Annotated in this window: 19 protein-coding genes; 15 read left to right on the top strand and 4 right to left on the bottom strand. The window is 53.6% G+C overall.

All coding sequences use genetic code 11. The features are described 5' to 3' along the window. Window positions 1-166: 166 nt before the first annotated feature. Window positions 167-250, top strand: coding sequence for a stress response protein AzuC (gene azuC, locus IM317_RS11495; RefSeq protein WP_014884364.1), 84 nt, complete (start codon window positions 167-169; stop codon window positions 248-250). 108 nt (window positions 251-358) lie between these two features. After that, window positions 359-610, top strand: coding sequence for a DUF2766 family protein (locus IM317_RS11490; RefSeq protein WP_008500405.1), 252 nt, complete (start codon window positions 359-361; stop codon window positions 608-610). A 42-nt stretch (window positions 611-652) separates the two neighbouring features. Here the strand turns inward: IM317_RS11490 and IM317_RS11485 are convergent, their stop codons facing one another. Together IM317_RS11485 and IM317_RS11480 are read right to left on the bottom strand one after the other, a co-directional pair. Continuing rightward, entirely contained in the window at window positions 653-1996 is a 1344-nt protein-coding gene (locus IM317_RS11485; RefSeq protein ID WP_023312271.1) for an anaerobic C4-dicarboxylate transporter, read from the bottom strand. A 155-nt stretch (window positions 1997-2151) separates the two neighbouring features. Continuing rightward, window positions 2152-2655 carry a non-heme ferritin-like protein gene (locus IM317_RS11480; RefSeq protein WP_023312270.1) on the bottom strand — a complete coding sequence of 168 codons (504 nt, stop codon included), beginning with the start codon at window positions 2653-2655 and terminating at the stop codon, window positions 2152-2154. A 787-nt stretch (window positions 2656-3442) separates the two neighbouring features. On the opposite strand from IM317_RS11480, the gene araF reads away from it, so the two are divergent. The 5 genes from araF to otsA all read left to right on the top strand — a co-directional run bounded on the left by araF (window position 3443) and on the right by otsA (window position 9398). Beyond that, a complete protein-coding gene (gene araF, locus IM317_RS11475) occupies window positions 3443-4432 on the top strand; it encodes an arabinose ABC transporter substrate-binding protein AraF (RefSeq protein WP_003859687.1) in 990 nt (329 codons plus the stop codon). A 71-nt stretch (window positions 4433-4503) separates the two neighbouring features. Then, the gene (araG, locus tag IM317_RS11470) at window positions 4504-6018 is read left to right on the top strand and encodes an L-arabinose ABC transporter ATP-binding protein AraG (RefSeq protein ID WP_033145881.1); all 1515 of its coding nucleotides are present in this window, start codon (window positions 4504-4506) and stop codon (window positions 6016-6018) included. Window positions 6019-6032: 14 nt separating this feature from the next. Continuing rightward, window positions 6033-7019, top strand: a complete 987-nt coding sequence (gene araH / locus IM317_RS11465; protein ID WP_029742191.1) for an L-arabinose ABC transporter permease AraH — start codon at window positions 6033-6035, stop codon at window positions 7017-7019. A 176-nt stretch (window positions 7020-7195) separates the two neighbouring features. Continuing rightward, window positions 7196-7999, top strand: coding sequence for a trehalose-phosphatase (otsB, locus tag IM317_RS11460; RefSeq protein ID WP_033145880.1), 804 nt, complete (start codon window positions 7196-7198; stop codon window positions 7997-7999). Continuing rightward, entirely contained in the window at window positions 7974-9398 is a 1425-nt protein-coding gene (gene otsA, locus IM317_RS11455) for an alpha,alpha-trehalose-phosphate synthase (RefSeq protein ID WP_033145879.1), read from the top strand. Before otsB ends, otsA begins: the two co-directional genes overlap by 26 nt. Window positions 9399-9413: 15 nt before the next feature. Here the strand turns inward: otsA and uspC are convergent, their stop codons facing one another. Beyond that, window positions 9414-9842: a universal stress protein UspC gene (gene uspC / locus IM317_RS11450; RefSeq protein WP_033145878.1), complete on the bottom strand. Its 429-nt coding sequence runs from the start codon at window positions 9840-9842 to the stop codon at window positions 9414-9416. 794 nt (window positions 9843-10636) lie between these two features. On the opposite strand from uspC, the gene flhD reads away from it, so the two are divergent. The 6 genes from flhD (at window position 10637) to cheW (ending at window position 16069) form a co-directional block, all read left to right on the top strand. Then, window positions 10637-10987 carry a flagellar transcriptional regulator FlhD gene (gene flhD / locus IM317_RS11445; RefSeq protein WP_008500415.1) on the top strand — a complete coding sequence of 117 codons (351 nt, stop codon included), beginning with the start codon at window positions 10637-10639 and terminating at the stop codon, window positions 10985-10987. Window positions 10988-10989: 2 nt separating this feature from the next. Continuing rightward, the gene (flhC, locus tag IM317_RS11440) at window positions 10990-11568 is read left to right on the top strand and encodes a flagellar transcriptional regulator FlhC (RefSeq protein ID WP_013096051.1); all 579 of its coding nucleotides are present in this window, start codon (window positions 10990-10992) and stop codon (window positions 11566-11568) included. Window positions 11569-11691: 123 nt separating this feature from the next. After that, window positions 11692-12579, top strand: a complete 888-nt coding sequence (motA, locus tag IM317_RS11435) for a flagellar motor stator protein MotA (RefSeq protein ID WP_033145877.1) — start codon at window positions 11692-11694, stop codon at window positions 12577-12579. Beyond that, window positions 12576-13505: a flagellar motor protein MotB gene (gene motB, locus IM317_RS11430; protein ID WP_032658606.1), complete on the top strand. Its 930-nt coding sequence runs from the start codon at window positions 12576-12578 to the stop codon at window positions 13503-13505. Before motA ends, motB begins: the two co-directional genes overlap by 4 nt. Window positions 13506-13509: 4 nt before the next feature. Beyond that, complete coding sequence (gene cheA, locus IM317_RS11425; protein WP_033145876.1) at window positions 13510-15546, top strand: chemotaxis protein CheA; 2037 nt, start codon at window positions 13510-13512, stop codon at window positions 15544-15546. Window positions 15547-15565: 19 nt separating this feature from the next. Continuing rightward, entirely contained in the window at window positions 15566-16069 is a 504-nt protein-coding gene (cheW, locus tag IM317_RS11420) for a chemotaxis protein CheW (protein ID WP_023312262.1), read from the top strand. Window positions 16070-16173: 104 nt separating this feature from the next. On the opposite strand, the gene IM317_RS11415 is transcribed toward cheW, so the two are convergent. Further along, the gene (locus tag IM317_RS11415) at window positions 16174-17439 is read right to left on the bottom strand and encodes a dicarboxylate/amino acid:cation symporter (protein ID WP_033145875.1); all 1266 of its coding nucleotides are present in this window, start codon (window positions 17437-17439) and stop codon (window positions 16174-16176) included. A 429-nt stretch (window positions 17440-17868) separates the two neighbouring features. Between IM317_RS11415 and IM317_RS11410 the strand changes: the two genes are divergently transcribed. Together IM317_RS11410 and IM317_RS11405 are read left to right on the top strand one after the other, a co-directional pair. Beyond that, a complete protein-coding gene (locus IM317_RS11410) occupies window positions 17869-18441 on the top strand; it encodes a spore coat protein U domain-containing protein (protein ID WP_023312260.1) in 573 nt (190 codons plus the stop codon). 12 nt (window positions 18442-18453) lie between these two features. After that, on the top strand, window positions 18454-19002 hold the full coding sequence (locus tag IM317_RS11405) for a spore coat U domain-containing protein (RefSeq protein WP_033145874.1): 549 nt from the start codon (window positions 18454-18456) through the stop codon (window positions 19000-19002). The last annotated feature ends 11 nt before the right edge of the window (window positions 19003-19013 follow it).

Genomic DNA, 19013 nt, shown 5'->3' with positions numbered 1-19013 from the left:
CGGACAATCTGCCCTCACTCTTCGCAACGGGTCAGAGGGGAGTGCTATCAGGCCAATCCCTCATAAAAATGTGATGAGTATCACAAAATGATTGATTTTTGTGATAATGGTCATATTATAAGCACGTTGACAATAAAGTTGTATAACAAGTTAATGGAGCATCATCGTGAAACTGCGCAAAATCCTGAAAAGCATGTGGGCCAATTACTGCCGCACGTTCAAAGACGTGCCGCCAGGCGCCATGTTCTGATTAAAAAAACCTGCTTCGGCGGGTTTTTTTGTACCTGCAGGCGACGAAGGGAAGATGTCAGGGGGCGTGTTTTGCTACTATGGCGGCCTTTAAATAAGGAGAAAACCCATGTCACAAAACCTGAGCGCCGATCAGGAACTGGTCTCTGACGTTGTCGCCTGTCAGCTGGTTATCAAACAAATCCTTGATGTTCTGGACGTGATTGCGCCGGTTGAAGTGCGCGAGAAGATGTCTACGCAGCTGAAAAACATCGATTTCGCCAGCCATCCTGCTGCCGCTGACCCGGTTACGCTTCGTGCGATCCAGAAAGCTATCGCGCTGATTGAGCTGCGATTCACGCCGCAGGGTGAGTCCCACTAAAGCAGGGGTAGGGGCGACGGCACGTGTCGCCCTTTGAAGCGGTTAAAAGAACGTCTGGACCAGCAGGTAGCTCGCCGCACACGCGCAGCTTACCCCAATCAGCCCTGGCAGAATAAAGCTGTGGTTGATGATAAATTTGCCGATGCGGGTGGTGCCTGAACGGTCAAAGCCGATGCAGGCCAAATCACTTGGATAGGTCGGCAGGACAAAATAGCCGTAGGACGCCGGGAAAAAGGCGATCAGCATTTTCGGGTCGATGCCGAGCATGAGACCCATTGGCGCAACGGCCGTCAGCGCAGCCGCCTGGCTGTTCACCAGTTTTGACACCAGAAACAGCACAATGGCATACGTCCACGGGTGGCTCTTCACCACGCCTTCCAGCGCCAGCTTTAACTCGTCGAGATGCGCCTGGAAAAAGGTATCGCTCATCCACGCCACGCCGAACACCGAGAAGATCGCGACCATACCGGCCTTAAACACCGCGCCGTTGGAAATGGCCGACGCATTAACCTTACAGGCCATCAGCATCACGGCGCCCGCAATTAACATCATCATCTGAATGACAAGGTTCATCGACAGCGCCGTCATTTTGCCTTTCACTTCAAAGGCGGGGCGCAGTTCCGGAAATGCCCCCAGCAAAACGACCACGGCAATACCGGCAAAGAAAATCCACGTGGACCAGTAGGCCTGTTTAGGGAAACGCTGATTCATTAACGTCTCGGTCCCGCCATAGATAAACTCGCGCTGCTTAGGGTCTTTCAGCTTTTCCTGAAACTCTATGTCGTCAGCCAAATCTTTCCCACGGCGTAAACTCCACAGGGCCGCAATGGCTACGCCGAAGAGCGAAGCGGGAACCGACACGGCGAGAATTTCCAGGATCCCCCACGCGTGGCCGATCCCATGCTGGGCCGCCAGGATAGACACCAGCGACACAACGGCAACGGATACGGGGGATGCCGTGATCGCCATCTGTGACGCGACCGACGCCACGGCCATGGGGCGCTCGGGGCGGATCCCTTTTTTCAGGGCGATATCCGCGATGATGGGGAACATGGTGTAGACCACATGGCCGGTGCCGCACAGAAAGGTCAGCATCCAGGTGGTGAAAGGGGCGAGCAGGGTGATGTGCTGCGGGTGTTTGCGCAGCAGACGTTCGGCAAACTGCATCATGACGTTGAGGCCGCCCGCAGTCTGCAGCGTAGCCGCACAGCCAATCACCGCAAGGATGGTCAGCATAACGTCAACCGGCGGTTTACCCGGTTGCAGACCAAAGACAAAACATAAAATAAAAAGACCAATACCGCTGATTAACCCAAGCCCCATACCGCCGAAACGCGTACCCGTCAGCAGGCAGAGGAGAATGACAACAAACTCAATGGTGATCATGATGCTCCCTCGTCAATGATTATGTAACTAAATAAATCATCACACGTTGTGTGGTTAATCATTGGGAGCCAGATCTGATTTGTTAAATTTCAGCAAAAGCAGAAGGTTGGAGATGGGAGGGGGGCCTGCTCCCCGGGACGGAAGCAGGCCAAAACTCAATGGTGCTGGACCGCCACAATGTCGAGCAGATGACGGTCGGTTTGCTCAGGACATAAACCCGCCTGCTGCGCATTATGGATCTCATCCGCCAGCGTCTTCAGCAGCATTCCATCCTGCTGCTGCTCTTTGTCCATATCGCGTAAGAATTTGAGCGTTGTAATATCCTGCTGCGCTTTGGCTTCATCGGCAAGTTTGCTGAGCGTGCTGCAGCGTTGCTCGTACTCTTCAAGCGTTTTCTGAAACAGTTCTTCCAGGCAAGAGTAGTTTTCGTTGATCCCATCAAGGGCTTTAACGACAGGATTTGCCCCTGCGGCTTTCAGAAAGTTAAAGACACGCATCATATGGGTGACGTTACTTTGCGCCTGAGAGCGAAAGAATGTGGCAGACCCCGTAAGGCTATTCTCGGCACACCACGCACTTAAGTGAAGGTGCAGATTCGAGGCGTAGAACTCAAGGTTCATCTGCGCATTAAGTTTTTGCATCATCGTTTGGGTAGCCATACTCATATCCTTATTGACTGTGGGACGTGATGTCCGTTGCGTAACCTGAGCGCCAGGCAAATACGAAGAGAAGAGCAGAAATAGACATTCTGCCGTGACCGAAGTCGACCGAAATTCACTTCCTGTGTTCGATATAAATAAGCATACCCTTGTATTGGGTCTAAGAAAACTCTTAATCAGACTATATTTACCATACATTACAAAGTTTAATATAGTACAGAAATACAATTAGCTCGCCATGAATTGAATGTGACTTAATGGCCTAATAATTAACGGTTTTTATCTTGAGGGCACACTGTTACTCTTTCGAAAATATTAAGTTGGAATATTACTCCGGGAAAAGGAAAAATACGGATTAATCATTTCGAATATATGATGTGTCAATAAAATTGCGCTAAATCAAATTCTGCGGAATAACGTTTTTTCAGGTGCGTTGTACATTCGTGATGAAAAACATGTTGAACCCCTTAACGCCAGGTGCCGTTTTGTCCGCTGAGAGGCATCAGGGATATCTTGGCTAATCTTATGGATAATTCTGCTTAACCCTCTTCTATTTGTCTGACAAATTCTGCCTTTTTTATGTCATTTTTCGCTGAATTTATGTACGCAATTACTGTAATTCTGCGGTGTGATGGGGCTCTCTTATGGATGATTAATTTCCCGCTAAAACTATCACCAGCAATAACGCTTATGACGAGGTAAGCGCTAATGCCTTGTTTTAAGTCCGATTAAATAAGAAGCACGCACTTATTCCCTACAGAAAAGATTGCTAAAGCTGGAGTTTACCATGCACAAATTTACTAAAGCGCTGGCGGCCATCGGTCTGGCTGCCGTTATGTCACAATCCGCTATCGCTGAGAATTTAAAACTCGGTTTTTTGGTAAAACAGCCAGAAGAGCCCTGGTTCCAGACTGAGTGGAAATTCGCAGATAAAGCCGGGAAAGATTTAGGTTTTGAAGTCATTAAAATCGCCGTGCCTGACGGCGAAAAAACCCTGAACGCCATCGACAGCCTGGCGGCCAGCGGTGCAAAAGGTTTCGTTATCTGTACTCCGGATCCAAAGCTGGGGTCGGCAATCGCGGCGAAAGCGCGCGGTTACGATATGAAGGTCATCGCGGTTGACGATCAGTTCGTTAACGCCAAAGGCAAGCCGATGGACACCGTCCCGCTGGTCATGATGGCGGCGACCAAAATCGGCGAACGCCAGGGCCAGGAACTCTATAAAGAGATGCAAAAGCGCGGCTGGGATGTCAAAGAGACCGCGGTAATGGCTATCACGGCTGACGAACTGGACACCGCCCGCCGTCGTACTACCGGCTCAATGGATGCGCTGAAAGCGGCCGGCTTCCCGGAAAAACAGATCTATAAAGTCCCAACCAAATCCAACGATATCCCGGGCGCTTTCGACGCCGCGAACTCTATGCTGGTCCAGCATCCGGAGGTCAAACACTGGCTGGTGGTCGGCATGAACGACAACACCGTGCTGGGCGGGGTACGCGCGACGGAAGGCCAGGGCTTCAAAGCGCCTGACGTGATCGGGATTGGCATCAACGGCGTTGACGCCGTCAGCGAGCTGTCCAAAGCGCAGGCTACCGGCTTCTACGGTTCTCTGCTGCCGAGCCCGGACGTTCACGGCTACAAATCCAGTGAGATGCTCTACAACTGGGTAACCAAAGGGGCCGAACCGCCGAAATTTACCGAAGTGACCGACGTGGTGCTGATTACCCGCGACAACTTCAAAGAGGAGCTGGCGAAAAAAGGGCTGGGCGGTAAGTAATACGCTGTGATTGTGCCCCTCATGCATCGTGAGGGGCCAGACGTACACACTACAGGAATCACGGAGACGTTATGCGACAGTCTGATCCGTATCTCTCTTTTCGCGGCATCGGGAAAACTTTCCCCGGTGTTAACGCGCTGACCGATATCAGCTTCGACTGCTATGCCGGCCAGGTTCACGCCCTGATGGGGGAAAACGGCGCGGGGAAATCCACGCTGTTGAAGATCCTCAGCGGCAACTACGCGCCTACGACCGGCACGCTGGCCATTCGCGGCGAAGAGGTGGCGTTTGCCGATACCACGGCGGCGCTCAATGCCGGGGTGGCGATCATCTATCAGGAGCTGCACCTCATTCCCGAGATGACCGTGGCGGAAAACATCTATTTAGGACAGCTCCCGCACAAAGGCGGTGTGGTAAATCGTTCGCTACTTAATTATGAAGCGGGGCTGCAGCTTAAACACCTGGGTCTGGATGTCGATCCCCAGACGCCGCTGAAATATCTCTCCATCGGCCAGTGGCAGATGGTTGAAATTGCCAAGGCGCTGGCGCGTAACGCCAGAATTATCGCCTTCGATGAGCCCACCAGTTCGCTCTCTGCGCGTGAAATTGAAAATCTGTTCCGCGTGATCCGCGAATTGCGTCAGGAAGGCCGTACGATTTTGTATGTCTCGCACCGCATGGAAGAGATATTTGCCCTGAGCGACGCCATCACCGTCTTTAAAGACGGGCGCTATGTGCGCACCTTTACCGACATGCAGCAGGTTAACCATGACCAGCTTGTTCAGGCGATGGTCGGACGCGAGCTGGGTGATATTTATCACTGGCAGCCGCGTCAGTACGGCCCTGAACGCCTGCGTCTGGACAGCGTCAAAGCGCCGGGCGTACGCACGCCGATTTCGTTATCCGTTCGCAGCGGCGAAATTGTCGGCCTGTTTGGTCTGGTGGGTGCGGGGCGCAGTGAATTGATGAAAGGCCTGTTCGGCGGTACCCGCATTACCGATGGGCTGGTTTCTATTGATGGTGAACGGGTCGATATCCAGAAACCGGCCCACGCAATCAGGGCGGGCATGATGCTCTGCCCTGAAGACCGTAAAGCCGAGGGGATTATTCCGGTACATTCGGTACGCGACAACATCAATATTTCCGCTCGCCGCAAGTTTATTCGCGCAGGCTGCCTGATAAACGATGGCTGGGAGTCGAGCAACGCCGACCACCATATTCGCTCGCTGAATATCAAAACGCCGGGTCCGGAACAGCTGATCATGAATCTATCAGGCGGAAACCAGCAGAAGGCGATTTTAGGCCGCTGGCTGTCGGAAGATATGAAGGTCATTTTGCTGGATGAGCCGACGCGCGGTATCGATGTGGGGGCAAAACACGAGATTTATAACGTGATCTATGAGCTGGCAAAACGCGGCGTGGCGGTGCTCTTCGCCTCCAGCGATCTGCCGGAGGTGCTTGGCGTGGCCGACCGCATTGTGGTGATGCGTGAAGGCGAAATTGCCGGTGAATTGCTTCATGAACAGGCGAATGAACAACAGGCGTTGAACCTCGCCATGCCTAAAGTCAGCCAGGCTGTCGCCTGAGTAAGGAGTTAATGATGTCCTCTGTTACTACATCCGGAGCGCCGAAGTCGAAGTCGGCGCTGAGTTTTGGACGTATCTGGGATCAGTACGGCATGCTGGTGGTCTTTGCCGCACTGTTCCTCGCCTGCGCGATCTTTGTTCCTAACTTTGCCACCTTCATTAATATGAAGGGGCTGGGGCTGGCCATTTCCATGTCCGGGATGGTGGCCTGCGGGATGCTGTTCTGCCTGGCCTCCGGCGATTTTGACCTGTCGGTGGCGTCGGTGATTGCCTGTGCGGGCGTCACGACGGCAGTGGTGATCAACATGACGGAGAGCCTGTGGATTGGCGTTCTCGCCGGTCTGCTACTCGGCGTCATCAGCGGTCTGGTGAACGGTTTTGTTATCGCACGCCTGAAGATTAACGCCCTGATCACCACGCTTGCGACGATGCAAATTGTCCGCGGGCTGGCCTATATCATCTCCGACGGTAAAGCGGTGGGGATTGAAGACGAGCGCTTCTTTACCCTGGGTTACGCCAACTGGCTGGGGCTGCCTGCGCCAATCTGGCTGACCGTGGCCTGCCTGATCCTGTTCGGCTTCCTGCTCAACCGGACCACCTTTGGCCGCAATACCCTGGCGATTGGCGGTAACGAAGAGGCCGCCCGTCTGGCCGGGGTACCGGTGGTGCGAACCAAGATTATTATCTTCGTGCTCTCAGGGCTGGTTTCTGCCGCCGCGGGGATTATCCTGGCTTCGCGTATGACCAGCGGCCAGCCGATGACCTCTATTGGCTACGAGCTGATCGTCATTTCGGCCTGCGTTTTAGGGGGCGTTTCCCTCAAGGGCGGCATCGGAAAAATCTCATATGTGGTGGCCGGTATCCTGATTTTAGGCACGGTGGAGAACGCCATGAACCTGCTGAACATTTCGCCGTTCTCGCAGTACGTGGTTCGTGGTCTGATCCTGCTGGCAGCGGTGATTTTCGACCGTTACAAGCAAAAAGCGAAGCGTACCCTGTAACCCTTTTTTCCGTCTTTTATTGCTCAACTTATAACCATAGTTGACCCCTTAACCGCCCCGCCAGTTTTACTGGCGGGGCGGTTGTCAAATGGCGAGCGACGTCACACTGTCTATACTTACATGGCTATGAAAGAGGTAAAGGCGTTTACCTCTCGTAAACCGTAAGGAGGAAAAGGGTGGCTGACATGTTAACCGCACCGCCTGTACTGCCCGGACACTATGCTTTCTTTTTCGATCTCGACGGCACGCTCGCCGGGATAAAACCGCACCCTGACCAGGTGTCTATTCCGGATGCGGTGTTACAGGATTTGCATCAGCTCTCGCTCATGAACGAGGGAGCACTGGCATTGATATCAGGGCGCTCAATGGCCGAGCTGGATACGCTCGCCAGTCCTTACCACTTTCCGCTGGCCGGTGTACACGGAGCGGAGCGCCGCGACATCCATGATCACACGCATATCGTTTCACTCCCTGACGCACTCACGCAAACGCTCCAGAAGCAGCTTTCTGCTGCGCTGGAAGCGCTGCCTGGCACCGAGCTGGAAGCCAAAGGCATGGCCTTTGCCCTGCATTATCGTCAGGCGCCGCAGCATGAGGAGGCCGTACTGGCGCTGGCTCAAACGGTTGCGGATGCCCATCCACAGCTGGCGTTGCAGCCCGGCAAATGCGTCGTAGAGTTAAAACCGAAAGGGATTAATAAAGGCGCGGCCATCGCCGCGTTTATGGCGTCGCCGCCTTTCAAAGGGCGAACGCCCGTTTTCATTGGGGATGACCTGACCGACGAGGCCGGGTTTCGCGTGGTGAATCAGGCCGGAGGGATCGCCGTCAAGGTGGGGCCTGGTGACACGGTTGCCGAATGGCGACTGGCGGATGTCGCCAGCGTCTGGCAGTGGATATCTGACATCGCTAACCAGCAACAACAACAAATAGCGCAAAGCAAAGGGGGAAACCATTATGGGTCGCTTAGTCGTCGTCTCTAACCGAATCGCACCGCCGGATGATAAAAAAGCCAGCGCGGGTGGCCTGGCGGTAGGGGTGTTAGGTGCCTTAAAAGCCGCTGGCGGGCTGTGGTTTGGCTGGAGTGGAGAAATCAGTGAAGAAGAGAAACCGCTCAACAAGGTGACGCGCGGAAACATTACGTGGGCTTCATTTGCATTGAAAGAGAAAGACTATGACGAGTATTACTCGCAGTTCTCAAATGCCGTCCTGTGGCCTGCGTTCCACTATCGTCTTGACCTGGTCAAATTCCAGCGTGAATCCTTCGAAGGCTACTCGCGCGTAAATGCGCTGCTGGCGGATAAACTGCTGCCATTAATAGAGGAAGACGATATTTTATGGATCCACGATTATCACCTGTTGCCCTTCGCGAGAGAGCTGCGAAAGAGGGGGGTGAATAATCGGATTGGCTTCTTCCTGCACATTCCTTTCCCGACGCCGGAAATTTTTACCGCGCTGCCGCCGCATGAAGAGCTGCTGGAGGCGCTGTGTGATTACGATTTGCTGGGCTTCCAGACCGAAAATGACCGCCTCGCGTTCCTTGACTCCGTGTCTGGCAAAGCGCGTCTGGTGACCAAAGGCGGGAAAACCCATACGGCGTGGGGAAAAACCTTCCACACTGAGGTCTATCCAATAGGGATTGAACCTGACGAAATCGCGGAGCAGGCTTCCGGGCCGCTGCCGCCGAAGCTGGCGCAGCTTAAGAATGAACTCAAGCACGTGAAAAATATCTTCTCGGTTGAGCGCCTTGATTATTCCAAAGGGCTGCCGGAACGCTTCCTGGCGTATGAAACGCTGCTGGATAAATACCCGCAGCATCACGGGAAAATTCGCTATACCCAGATTGCGCCGACGTCGCGCGGTGAGGTTCAGGCCTATCAGGATATTCGTCATCAGCTGGAGACAGAAGCAGGCCGCATTAATGGCCGCTACGGCCAGCTGGGCTGGACGCCGCTGTTTTACCTGAATCAGCATTTTGACCGTAAGATCCTGATGAAGGTCTTCCGCTATGCGGACGTTGGGTTGGTCACGCCGCTGCGTGACGGGATGAACCTGGTGGCGAAAGAGTATGTGGCGGCCCAGGATCCTGCCGACCCGGGTGTTCTGGTGCTTTCCCAGTTTGCCGGAGCCGCAAATGAGCTCACGTCGGCGCTCATCGTTAACCCTTACGACAGGGATGACGTGGCGAACGCGCTGAATCGCGCCCTGACAATGCCGCTCACGGAACGTATTTCCCGCCATGCTGACATGATGGAGACGATCCGGAAGAACGATATTAACCACTGGCAGGCGCGTTTTATTCAGGATCTCCGGAATATCGCTCCGCAAAGCCATGAAGGCGATCTGCAAAAAAAGATCGCGACCTTCCCTAAACTCGCCTGATTTACTGCTGGGGGGCTAATGCCCCCCAAGCGGCACTAACAGCACATCGACCTGGCTCGACGCGACAATAGATTTCGCCGCGCAGGCTGCCCGCGATAAAAAGCTGTGGTTATGGTTCCCGCAAATCACTAAATCTATATTTTGTCTGCGACACATATCGAGAATATGGGCGTTAAGTTCCCCGGTCGCAATAACAGTTTCATAAACAGGATATTGTGCCTTTTCCACTAATTCGCGCAGAAATTGCTGCGTTTCTTCCTGCAGAACCTCGCGAATATCCTCCAGCATGGGTGCGGCCAGCTGATTATACATTTCCGGCTCAGCGGCGAGCGTGATGAGGCTGATGCGGGCATTGTGGGGTCTGGCAATGGAAACTGCCCGGGCGACAAGCTGATGGCTTTCGGGGGAAACTGCAACGGAAACAAGAAGATGGGAGTAACTCATGGCGCACTCCTTTGATGTCTGAAAGACAGCTTTTAACCACCTTTACCGCGAAATCTCCGGTTCTGCAAGAGCAGATTACGACATTAGTGTGAAGCTTATCATAATTATTCATTAATTATTCTTATAAGAAGAATAACTGAAAAATGCGCCTAAATGAAAAAAATTAACAACTTAACGTAAATCACACAAATTCACGCCTTGACTGTTAAATCGTTTTGACCCGTTACAAACTCATTTCGAATGATCACGTCCTGAAACATCTTTTTTGTGCTACCTGCATAACTATATGTTTTTTCACGGTAAGAAAAATGTTTCCAGGAGAGGGGCCTGATGTAAATGTTTCCGCGCGGCGCTTACGGTATGAAAAGCACGTTGCATGCCAGTTCGGATCACCCTTCTGCATGAGTATTCGTCAATTAAGAATACAAAACAGTACCGATTGGCTAAATATTGAACAAATTACAAGTCATACTGATGGATTTATGGGTCATATTCACTTAAATTGTGTGACGTGGATCACATTTTTTTTAAATTTGAGGGTGGCTGGATTGTATGTGTCAAAACTGACGAGTAGAGTTTGCGTCGAATTAGGAAAAATCTTAGTTATTTGTAAGAAATGATAAATCATGTAAGAGACGCATTCGCGGTTTCTCTCTTACGGTTTCAGTGAATACAAACCTAAATTCAACTATGCATTTAGCCTTTTCTTTTTTATACCGGGTGATTTCCCGGCGACATCACGGGGTGCGGTCTTTCCGCATAAAAATAATAGTTGGTTATTCGGGATGGGAACAATGCATACATCCGAGTTGCTAAAACATATCTATGACATCAATTTGTCGTATTTACTGCTCGCGCAGCGTTTGATTAGTCAGGACAAGGCGTCCGCGATGTTTCGTCTGGGTATTAACGAAGAAATGGCAACCATGCTGGGCGGCTTAACCCTCCCGCAGATGGTTAAACTGGCTGAAACGAATCAACTGGTTTGCCAGTTCCGTTTCGATGATTCACAGACAATAACGCGTCTGACGCAGGAATCCCGTGTGGACGATCTTCAACAGATCCATACCGGTATTCTTCTTTCCACTCGCTTGCTTAACGAAATCAGCCAGCCTGATGACGTAGCCCGTAAGAAAAGGGCCTAGCAATGAGCGAGAAAAGCATTGTTCAGGAAGCGCGTGACATACAGTTGGCCATGGAGCTGATTACACTGGGTGCTCGTTTACAAATGCTGGAAAGCGAGACTCAGCTGAGCCGTGGTCGTCTCATCAAACTGTACAAAGAGTTACGTGGTAGTCCCCCGCCGAAAGGCATGCTGCCGTTTTCTACCGACTGGTTTATGACGTGGGAGCAGAATATTCATGCTTCCATGTTCTGTAATGCCTGGCAGTATCTTCTCAAAACCGGTTTGTGTAGCGGCGTTGACGCCGTGATCAAAGCGTACAAACTTTACCTTGAACAATGCCCACAGCAGGAAGAAGGCCCTCTGCTGGCGCTGACCCGCGCATGGACGCTGGTGCGTTTTGTTGAGAGCGGAATGCTTGAACTGTCTCGCTGCAACTGCTGCGACGGCAATTTTATTACCCATGCTCATCAACCTGCAGGCAGCTTCGCCTGTAGTTTATGTCAGCCTCCATCCCGCGCAGTAAAAAGACGTAAACTTTCCCGGGATGCTGCCGATATTATTCCACAACTGCTGGATGAACAGATCGAACAAGCTGTTTAACCCGAACGTGTGGGAAAGATTCCAGCAGCGGTAAGCAATTACCGCTGCTTTTTTTTACCCCGCAAACGGTAAACGCTGCGAGCTGAACGTCCTTGCCATAGTCACTAGCGGAAGGATGATGTCGTGCTTATCTTATTAGGTTACCTGGTAGTTCTCGGTACAGTTTTCGGCGGTTACATGATGACCGGCGGGCAACTTGGAGCACTCTATCAACCGGCTGAACTTATTATCATCGGCGGTGCAGGGGTAGGGGCTTTTATCGTTGGTAACAACGGTAAATCGATCAAGGGCACGCTGAAAGCGATTCCGTTGCTGTTCCGTCGCTCGAAATACACCAAAAGCATGTATATGGATCTGCTGGCACTGCTCTATCGCCTGATGGCGAAGTCGCGTCAGCAGGGCATGTTCTCGCTTGAACGGGATATTGAAAACCCGAAAGAGAGCGAAATTTTTGCCAGCTATCCGCGAATTCTTGCTGATGCCATGATGCTGGATTTCATCGTCGACTATCTGCGACTCATCATCAGCGGCAACATGAACACCTTCGAAATCGAAGCGCTGATGGACGAAGAGATCGAAACCCACGAAAGCGAATCTGAAGTGCCGGCCAACAGCCTGGCGCTGGTCGGCGACTCGCTTCCGGCATTCGGTATCGTTGCCGCGGTAATGGGCGTGGTTCACGCCCTGGCCTCGGCAGACCGTCCGGCAGCCGAGCTGGGCGCGCTGATTGCCCACGCGATGGTGGGGACTTTCCTCGGTATTTTGCTGGCGTACGGCTTCATCTCTCCGCTGGCGAGCGTTCTGCGCCAGAAGAGCGCGGAAACCACCAAAATGATGCAGTGCGTGAAGATCACGCTGCTCTCTAACCTCAACGGTTACGCGCCACCGATCGCGGTTGAGTTTGGCCGTAAAACGCTTTACTCCAGCGAGCGTCCGTCGTTTATCGAGCTTGAAGAACACGTGCGTGCGGTGAAAAACCCAAACCAACAGACGACAACTGAGGACGCATGAAAAACCAGTCCCATCCGATCGTCATCGTAAAAAAACGCAAGCACAAGGGCGGCGGGCATGGCGCACACGGCTCGTGGAAAATTGCGTACGCCGACTTTATGACCGCAATGATGGCGTTCTTTCTGGTGATGTGGCTGATCTCCATCTCCAGCCCAAAAGAACTGATCCAGATTGCCGAATATTTCCGAACGCCGCTGGCAACGGCGGTGGCCGGTGGGCCGCGTATCTCTAACAGCGAAAGCCCGATCCCGGGCGGCGGCGATGATTACACCCAGCAGAAGGGTGAGGTGAAAAAAGAGCCGAACATCGACGAGCTGAAAAGAAAGATGGAGCAGGCGCGTCTGAAGAAACTGCGGGGCGATCTCGATCAGCTTATTGAAGCGGATCCGAAGCTGCGCGCGCTGCGCCCGCATCTGAAGATCGACCTGGTGCAGGAAGGGCTGCGTATTCAGATTATCGACAGCCAGAACCGCCCAATGTTTAAAACCGGAAGTGCGGAAGTCGAACCGTACATGCGCGATATTCTGCGTGCCATTGCACCGGTGCTGAACGGCATTCCTAACCGAATCAGCCTGTCAGGACACACGGATGATTTCCCGTACGCCAGTGGGGAGAAGGGATACAGCAACTGGGAGCTTTCTGCCGATCGTGCCAACGCCTCGCGTCGCGAGCTGGTGGTAGGTGGGCTTGATGATGGCAAGGTACTGCGCGTAGTCGGCATGGCCGCAACCATGCGCGTTTCCGACCGCGGGCCGGATGATGCCATCAACCGTCGTATCAGTCTTTTAGTGCTGAACCAGCAGGCGGAGCAGGCCATCCTGCATGAAAACGCCGAAAGTCAGAATGAGTCACTGGACGATTTAAAACAGCCTGGGGCCGTTCCTTCGGCTGCCGTTCCAACATCGCCACCAGCCAATCCGAGGTGATAGCGTGAGCATGGATATTAGCGATTTTTACCAGACATTCTTTGATGAAGCCGACGAATTGTTGGCCGATATGGAGCAACACTTGCTCGATTTGGTGCCCGAAGCACCGGACTCCGAGCAGCTCAATGCCATCTTCCGTGCGGCGCACTCTATTAAAGGCGGAGCCGGAACGTTTGGATTTACCATCCTGCAGGAAACGACCCATTTAATGGAAAACCTGCTTGATGAAGCACGACGCGGTGAGATGCAGCTCAATACCGACATTATCAACCTGTTTTTGGAAACCAAAGATATTATGCAGGAACAGCTCGACGCCTATAAAAGTTCGGCAGAGCCTGATGCCGCCAGCTTTGAATACATCTGCAATGCGCTGCGCCAGCTCGCCCTGGAAGCAAAAGGTGAAGTCGCTGCAGCCGTTGTCCCTGCGGCGAAACTGAGCGTTGTCGATGCGGTTGCTGCCGACGAGGCCGCGCCAGCCGCTGCACAATCGGGCAAACTGCGCGTTGTGCTGTCACGTCTCAAAGAGAATGAAGTTAACCTGCTGGAAGAAGAGCTGGGTAACCTGGCGAAGTTAAGCAACGTGGTAAAAGGCAAAGACAGCCTTGCCGCGACGCTTGATGACGGTATTGGCCAGGACGATATCGTCGCGGTGCTGTGCTTTGTGATTGAAGCTGACCAGATCGCCTTCGAAACCGAAACGGCTGCGGTTGACGCCCCTGTGGCAGTGGAAGAGGTGGCCGTTGTCGCTCAGGCCGCCGCACCGGCTGTGGCTCCTGCGGCTCCGGCGCTGAAGGCAGTGCCAAAAGAGGCCGCAGCACCTGGCCGCGGTGAGAAACCTGCCGCGCGCTCCAGCGAGTCAACCAGCATCCGCGTTGCGGTTGAGAAGGTCGACCAGCTGATTAACCTGGTGGGCGAACTGGTGATCACCCAGTCGATGCTGGCTCAGCGTTCTAACGAACTGGACCCGGTTACGCACGGTGATCTGATCACCAGCATGGGTCAGCTGCAGCGTAACGCCCGCGACCTGCAGGAATCGGTCATGTCCATCCGTATGATGCCGATGGAATATGTCTTCAGCCGCTTCCCGCGTCTGGTGCGCGACCTTGCCAGCAAGCTGAATAAACAGATTGAACTGACCCTGATGGGCAGCTCAACCGAACTGGATAAGAGCCTGATCGAGCGCATTATCGACCCGTTAACGCACCTGGTGCGTAACAGCCTCGACCACGGTATCGAACTGCCTGAAAACCGCATTGCCGCCGGGAAATCCCCGGTCGGTAACCTGATCCTCTCTGCGGAACACCAGGGCGGGAATATCTGCATCGAAGTGACCGATGATGGCGCGGGTCTTAACCGCGAGCGCATCCTTGCAAAAGCGATTTCGCAGGGGATGGCGGTCAATGAAAACATGACCGACGAAGAAGTGGGCATGCTCATCTTCGCGCCGGGCTTCTCTACCGCAGAGCAGGTGACCGACGTGTCCGGACGCGGCGTAGGCATGGACGTGGTGAAACGTAACATCCAGGAGATGGGCGGCCACGTTGAGATCCAGTCTAAACAGGGTTCCGGCACCACCATTCGCATCCTGCTGCCGCTGACGCTGGCGATCCTCGACGGCATGTCTGTCAAAGTGGCGGACGAAGTCTTTATCCTGCCGCTGAACGCCGTGATGGAATCCCTGCAGCCGCGTGAAGAAGATCTGCATCCTCTGGCGGGCGGCGAGCGCGTCCTCGAAGTGCGCGGCGAATACCTGCCGCTGGTTGAGCTGTGGAAAGTGTTCGAAGTGGACGGGGCGAAGACAGAGGCCACGCAGGGCATCGTTGTGATCCTGCAAAGCGCGGGCCGTCGCTACGCGCTGCTGGTCGATCAGCTGATTGGTCAGCACCAGGTGGTAGTGAAGAACCTCGAAAGCAACTACCGCAAAGTGCCGGGTATTTCTGCCGCCACCATTCTGGGTGATGGTAGCGTGGCGCTGATCGTCGATGTGTCGGCGCTTCAGGGATTAAATCGTGAACAACGTGTGGCGTACACAGCCGCCTGATTAAGTAGAAGGTAATAACATGACCGGTATGAGTAATGTAACGAAACTGGCGGGCGAGCCATCAGGGCAGGAATTCCTGGTATTCACTTTAGGCGATGAGGAGTACGGCATCGATATCCTGAAAGTGCAGGAAATCCGTGGTTACGACCAGGTTACCCGCATCGCTAACACGCCTGCTTTTATTAAAGGTGTCACCAACCTGCGTGGCGTCATTGTGCCAATCGTGGACCTGCGCGTGAAGTTCAGCCAGGGCGACGTTGACTACGACGACAACACCGTGGTGATCGTTCTGAATCTGGGGCAGCGCGTGGTAGGTATCGTGGTGGATGGCGTATCTGATGTGCTTTCCCTGACCTCTGACCAAATTCGTCCTGCGCCGGAGTTTGCGGTCACGCTGTCGACCGAATACCTGACCGGCCTGGGCGCGCTCGGCGAGCGTATGCTGATTCTGGTGAACATCGAGAAGCTGCTGAACAGCGATGAGATGGCGCTGCTGGATATCGCCGCGAGTCACGTAGCGTAGGTAAATGCAAAACGGCAACCCAGGTTGCCGTTTTTTGTGTTTGCTTCCTCTCCCTGTGGGAGAGGGCAGGGGTGAGGGCATCAGGCCTCACCCTTTTTTTCACCTTACGCTTCCTGCTTTACCAGCTCAGCTTCAGCTTCCGCTTCCCGCGCGCCTTCATTCTGTGACAGCATCGCGGTCGCAATACCATTGCCCAGCACGTTAATTGCGGAACGGCCCATGTCCAGGAAGTGGTCGATCCCCATCAGCAGCAGAATACCCGCCACCGGAATATTAAAGCTCGGAATGGTTGCTGCCAGCACCACCAGTGAAGAACGCGGTACGCCGGCAATCCCTTTCGACGCCAGCATCAGGGTCAGCATCAGCACCGTCACTTCAGAGAAGCTCAGGTGAATGTTGTACGCCTGAGCGATAAACATCGAGGCGAAAGAGCAGTACACCATCGAACCCACCAGGTTGAAGGAGTAGCCAATCGGCAGAACGAAAGAGGCGATGTTGCGCGAGCAGCCGAAGCGCTCCAGCTGTTCCAGCGTTTTCGGGTAGGCGGCTTCAGAGCTGCTGGTGGTAAACGCCACCAGAACCGGATCTTTCAGCATGCTGACCAGGCGAAACACCTCTTTTTTCAGCACCATGTAGCCCACGGCCAGCAGCACCATGCAGGTAAGAAGAATGGCAACGTAGTAGCCGCCAATAAAGGAGGCGTAGTTCAGCAGAATGCCCAGACCCTGCGTGGCAATGACGGATGAAATCGCCGCGAAAATGGCCAGTGGAGCAACGTACATCACGTAACCCGTTACCTTCAGCATAATGTGGGAAACCACATCCAGCGCGGCCACCAGCGGCGCGTTGAATTTCTGCCCCAGCGACGCGCCGCCGATGCCGAAGAACATTGAGAACACCACAATCTGCAGGATCTCATTGTTCGACATCGCCCCCGCGATACTGGTCGGAATGGTGTGCGACAGGAACGCTTTCAGCGTCATGCCGCCCACGGCCAGGCCGGTATCCACCGCTTCTGTCGGAACCGTCAGGTTCAGACCGCTTCCCGGATGCTCCAGCGTGACGATGAACAGGCCAACCAGAATAGAGAGCACGGATGAGCTGATAAACCACACCATCGCTTTGCCGCCAACGCGGCCAATAGTGGAGGTTTCGCCCAGCTTCATAATGCCGACGGTGAGCGTGCTGAAGACCAAGGGTGCAATGACCATTTTGATCAGACGGAGGAAAATATCGGTCAGAAGGGTAATATTATCCGACCAGGCTTTGATGGCATCCGCAGATGCGTACTCATGAATTGCTGCCCCTGAAAGAATACCCGCCAGCATGAATATCACGATGAAGAGTGTGAGTTTGTTTGCACTTGCCACGAAAAAAGACCCTCTATGCGCTTCAGATGTAGCCCGCGTCGATACATATAAATTTTTTATTACGATGCGGGAAATTATTCGGCACATAAATTGACGCAAAGTGTAGGGGGATACAACTCCTTTTTAATTTTTATTAATTTTGTTGCTAAAGCGCTGACGATATATTGTGATCGTCGTCACACTTTAATGGATATATTCTCCCCGAATAGAATAAAATCGCTGCCTGAATTAATTTAACTTTCTGTTATTTATAAGAAAATTGAGTCAATAAGACATATGCCTTATGCGTTAACGGGCTGGTGGTCGAAGCGATATCCATAAACTAAATTCTCAATAACCCCCTCAGAGGAACGTTAAGCGGGGCTAACATCTTGAACGACAAAAATAAAATGTGGCAAGGGAACGGAGACGTCTTCTGGAGGGTGGTAAATGAAAAGAAAACTTCTTTTGATCTGCGCAGGCACCTTACTGGCTGCGACAACGGCCCATCAGGCGCTGGCCGTCACCAGCAGCGGCACCATCGGTGCAACGCTGACGCTGACAAACGGGTGTCTGATAAACGGCTCGCCCGCGCAGAGTGGTATTAACTTCGGTACGCTCGATTTCGGTACCCATCCGGCAACCTTTTCCACGCTTACGACGCAGCTGAGCGGCGCCAGCGGCGGAAACACCTTCACCATTCAATGTACGACCGCCAGCTATACGGTCGCGATCACCGGTAATACCCACTCCACCGCGCCCGGCTCGGTTGTCGGTTCGCCGGGCACGCCTGAACGCTATCTGGTGAATACGGCCAACGCGGCACAGGGCGTGGCTTACAGCCTGTACAGCGACAGCGGGTTTAACACCGTGATTGCCAATAACGCCGCGCTGCCGATCGCGTCTACGGCCGGAGGGGTGGACAGTTACACCCTCTACGGACGGATTACCGGCGGCGGTAACAGCGTGACGGTCGTTCCGGGAACCTACACCGACACGATTAACGTCAGCGTCACCTACTAGTCCCGAACCGCCATGAAGGCATCTCTCACAGGTCTGCGCAAACGCGCAGAGGGACGCGTGCAGCCTTTTTTCGCGCTGATCGTCGGATTGCTCATGATGCCCACGGCGGATGCGGTGACATCCCAGTCGTTTAAGGTCAGCGCGACGATTGTCCCGGGATGCGCGGTGGCCACCGGTAGCGGAGGGCTTCTCGGTACGCTGGATTTTGGCAGCCATAACGGCGTCGAGAGCGCGCCGGTGAGCACCAGCTTTGTGCCAAACGGGGCGTTGTCTATTGCCTGTACGCCAGGTGTGGCGCTGAGCATGAGCATTAATGGCGGTCAAAATTATTCATCCGTTCGCCGCATGAAGCGCGCGAACGGCGTCGATATGGTGCCATACCGGCTCTACAGCAGCAGCTCGCTGGCCGCGAACAGCGAAATTGGCGTCAACCAGGCGATAGCGGTGACCTATACCAACAGCAATAACATCGCGCTGCCGCTTTTTGGCGTGGCGCTACTGACCGGGTTTAGCCCGGCGGGAACCTATTCCGATCAGCTCACCGTGACCTTGTCATGGTAATAAAGGGAGAG

It is taken from the genome of Enterobacter cloacae complex sp. S3 (genome assembly GCF_014930495.1).
GTDB classification, from domain to species: Bacteria; Pseudomonadota; Gammaproteobacteria; order Enterobacterales; family Enterobacteriaceae; genus Enterobacter; species Enterobacter asburiae_B.
Note: the sequence above shows the minus strand (reverse complement) of the source record. Positions and strands in the feature narration are given on the sequence as shown.

What these genes read in the sequence shown, in the direction of transcription:
- IM317_RS11490 (WP_008500405.1), top strand. Translation starts at nt 359, where the DNA reads ATGTCACAAAACCTGAGCGCCGATCAGGAACTGGTCTCTGACGTTGTC.
- IM317_RS11485 (WP_023312271.1), bottom strand. Translation starts at nt 1,996, where the DNA reads ATGATCACCATTGAGTTTGTTGTCATTCTCCTCTGCCTGCTGACGGGT.
- IM317_RS11480 (WP_023312270.1), bottom strand. Translation starts at nt 2,655, where the DNA reads ATGGCTACCCAAACGATGATGCAAAAACTTAATGCGCAGATGAACCTT.
- araF (WP_003859687.1), top strand. Translation starts at nt 3,443, where the DNA reads ATGCACAAATTTACTAAAGCGCTGGCGGCCATCGGTCTGGCTGCCGTT.
- araG (WP_033145881.1), top strand. Translation starts at nt 4,504, where the DNA reads ATGCGACAGTCTGATCCGTATCTCTCTTTTCGCGGCATCGGGAAAACT.
- araH (WP_029742191.1), top strand. Translation starts at nt 6,033, where the DNA reads ATGTCCTCTGTTACTACATCCGGAGCGCCGAAGTCGAAGTCGGCGCTG.
- otsA (WP_033145879.1), top strand. Translation starts at nt 7,974, where the DNA reads ATGGGTCGCTTAGTCGTCGTCTCTAACCGAATCGCACCGCCGGATGAT.
- uspC (WP_033145878.1), bottom strand. Translation starts at nt 9,842, where the DNA reads ATGAGTTACTCCCATCTTCTTGTTTCCGTTGCAGTTTCCCCCGAAAGC.
- flhD (WP_008500415.1), top strand. Translation starts at nt 10,637, where the DNA reads ATGCATACATCCGAGTTGCTAAAACATATCTATGACATCAATTTGTCG.
- flhC (WP_013096051.1), top strand. Translation starts at nt 10,990, where the DNA reads ATGAGCGAGAAAAGCATTGTTCAGGAAGCGCGTGACATACAGTTGGCC.
- motB (WP_032658606.1), top strand. Translation starts at nt 12,576, where the DNA reads ATGAAAAACCAGTCCCATCCGATCGTCATCGTAAAAAAACGCAAGCAC.
- cheW (WP_023312262.1), top strand. Translation starts at nt 15,566, where the DNA reads ATGACCGGTATGAGTAATGTAACGAAACTGGCGGGCGAGCCATCAGGG.
- IM317_RS11410 (WP_023312260.1), top strand. Translation starts at nt 17,869, where the DNA reads ATGAAAAGAAAACTTCTTTTGATCTGCGCAGGCACCTTACTGGCTGCG.
- IM317_RS11405 (WP_033145874.1), top strand. Translation starts at nt 18,454, where the DNA reads ATGAAGGCATCTCTCACAGGTCTGCGCAAACGCGCAGAGGGACGCGTG.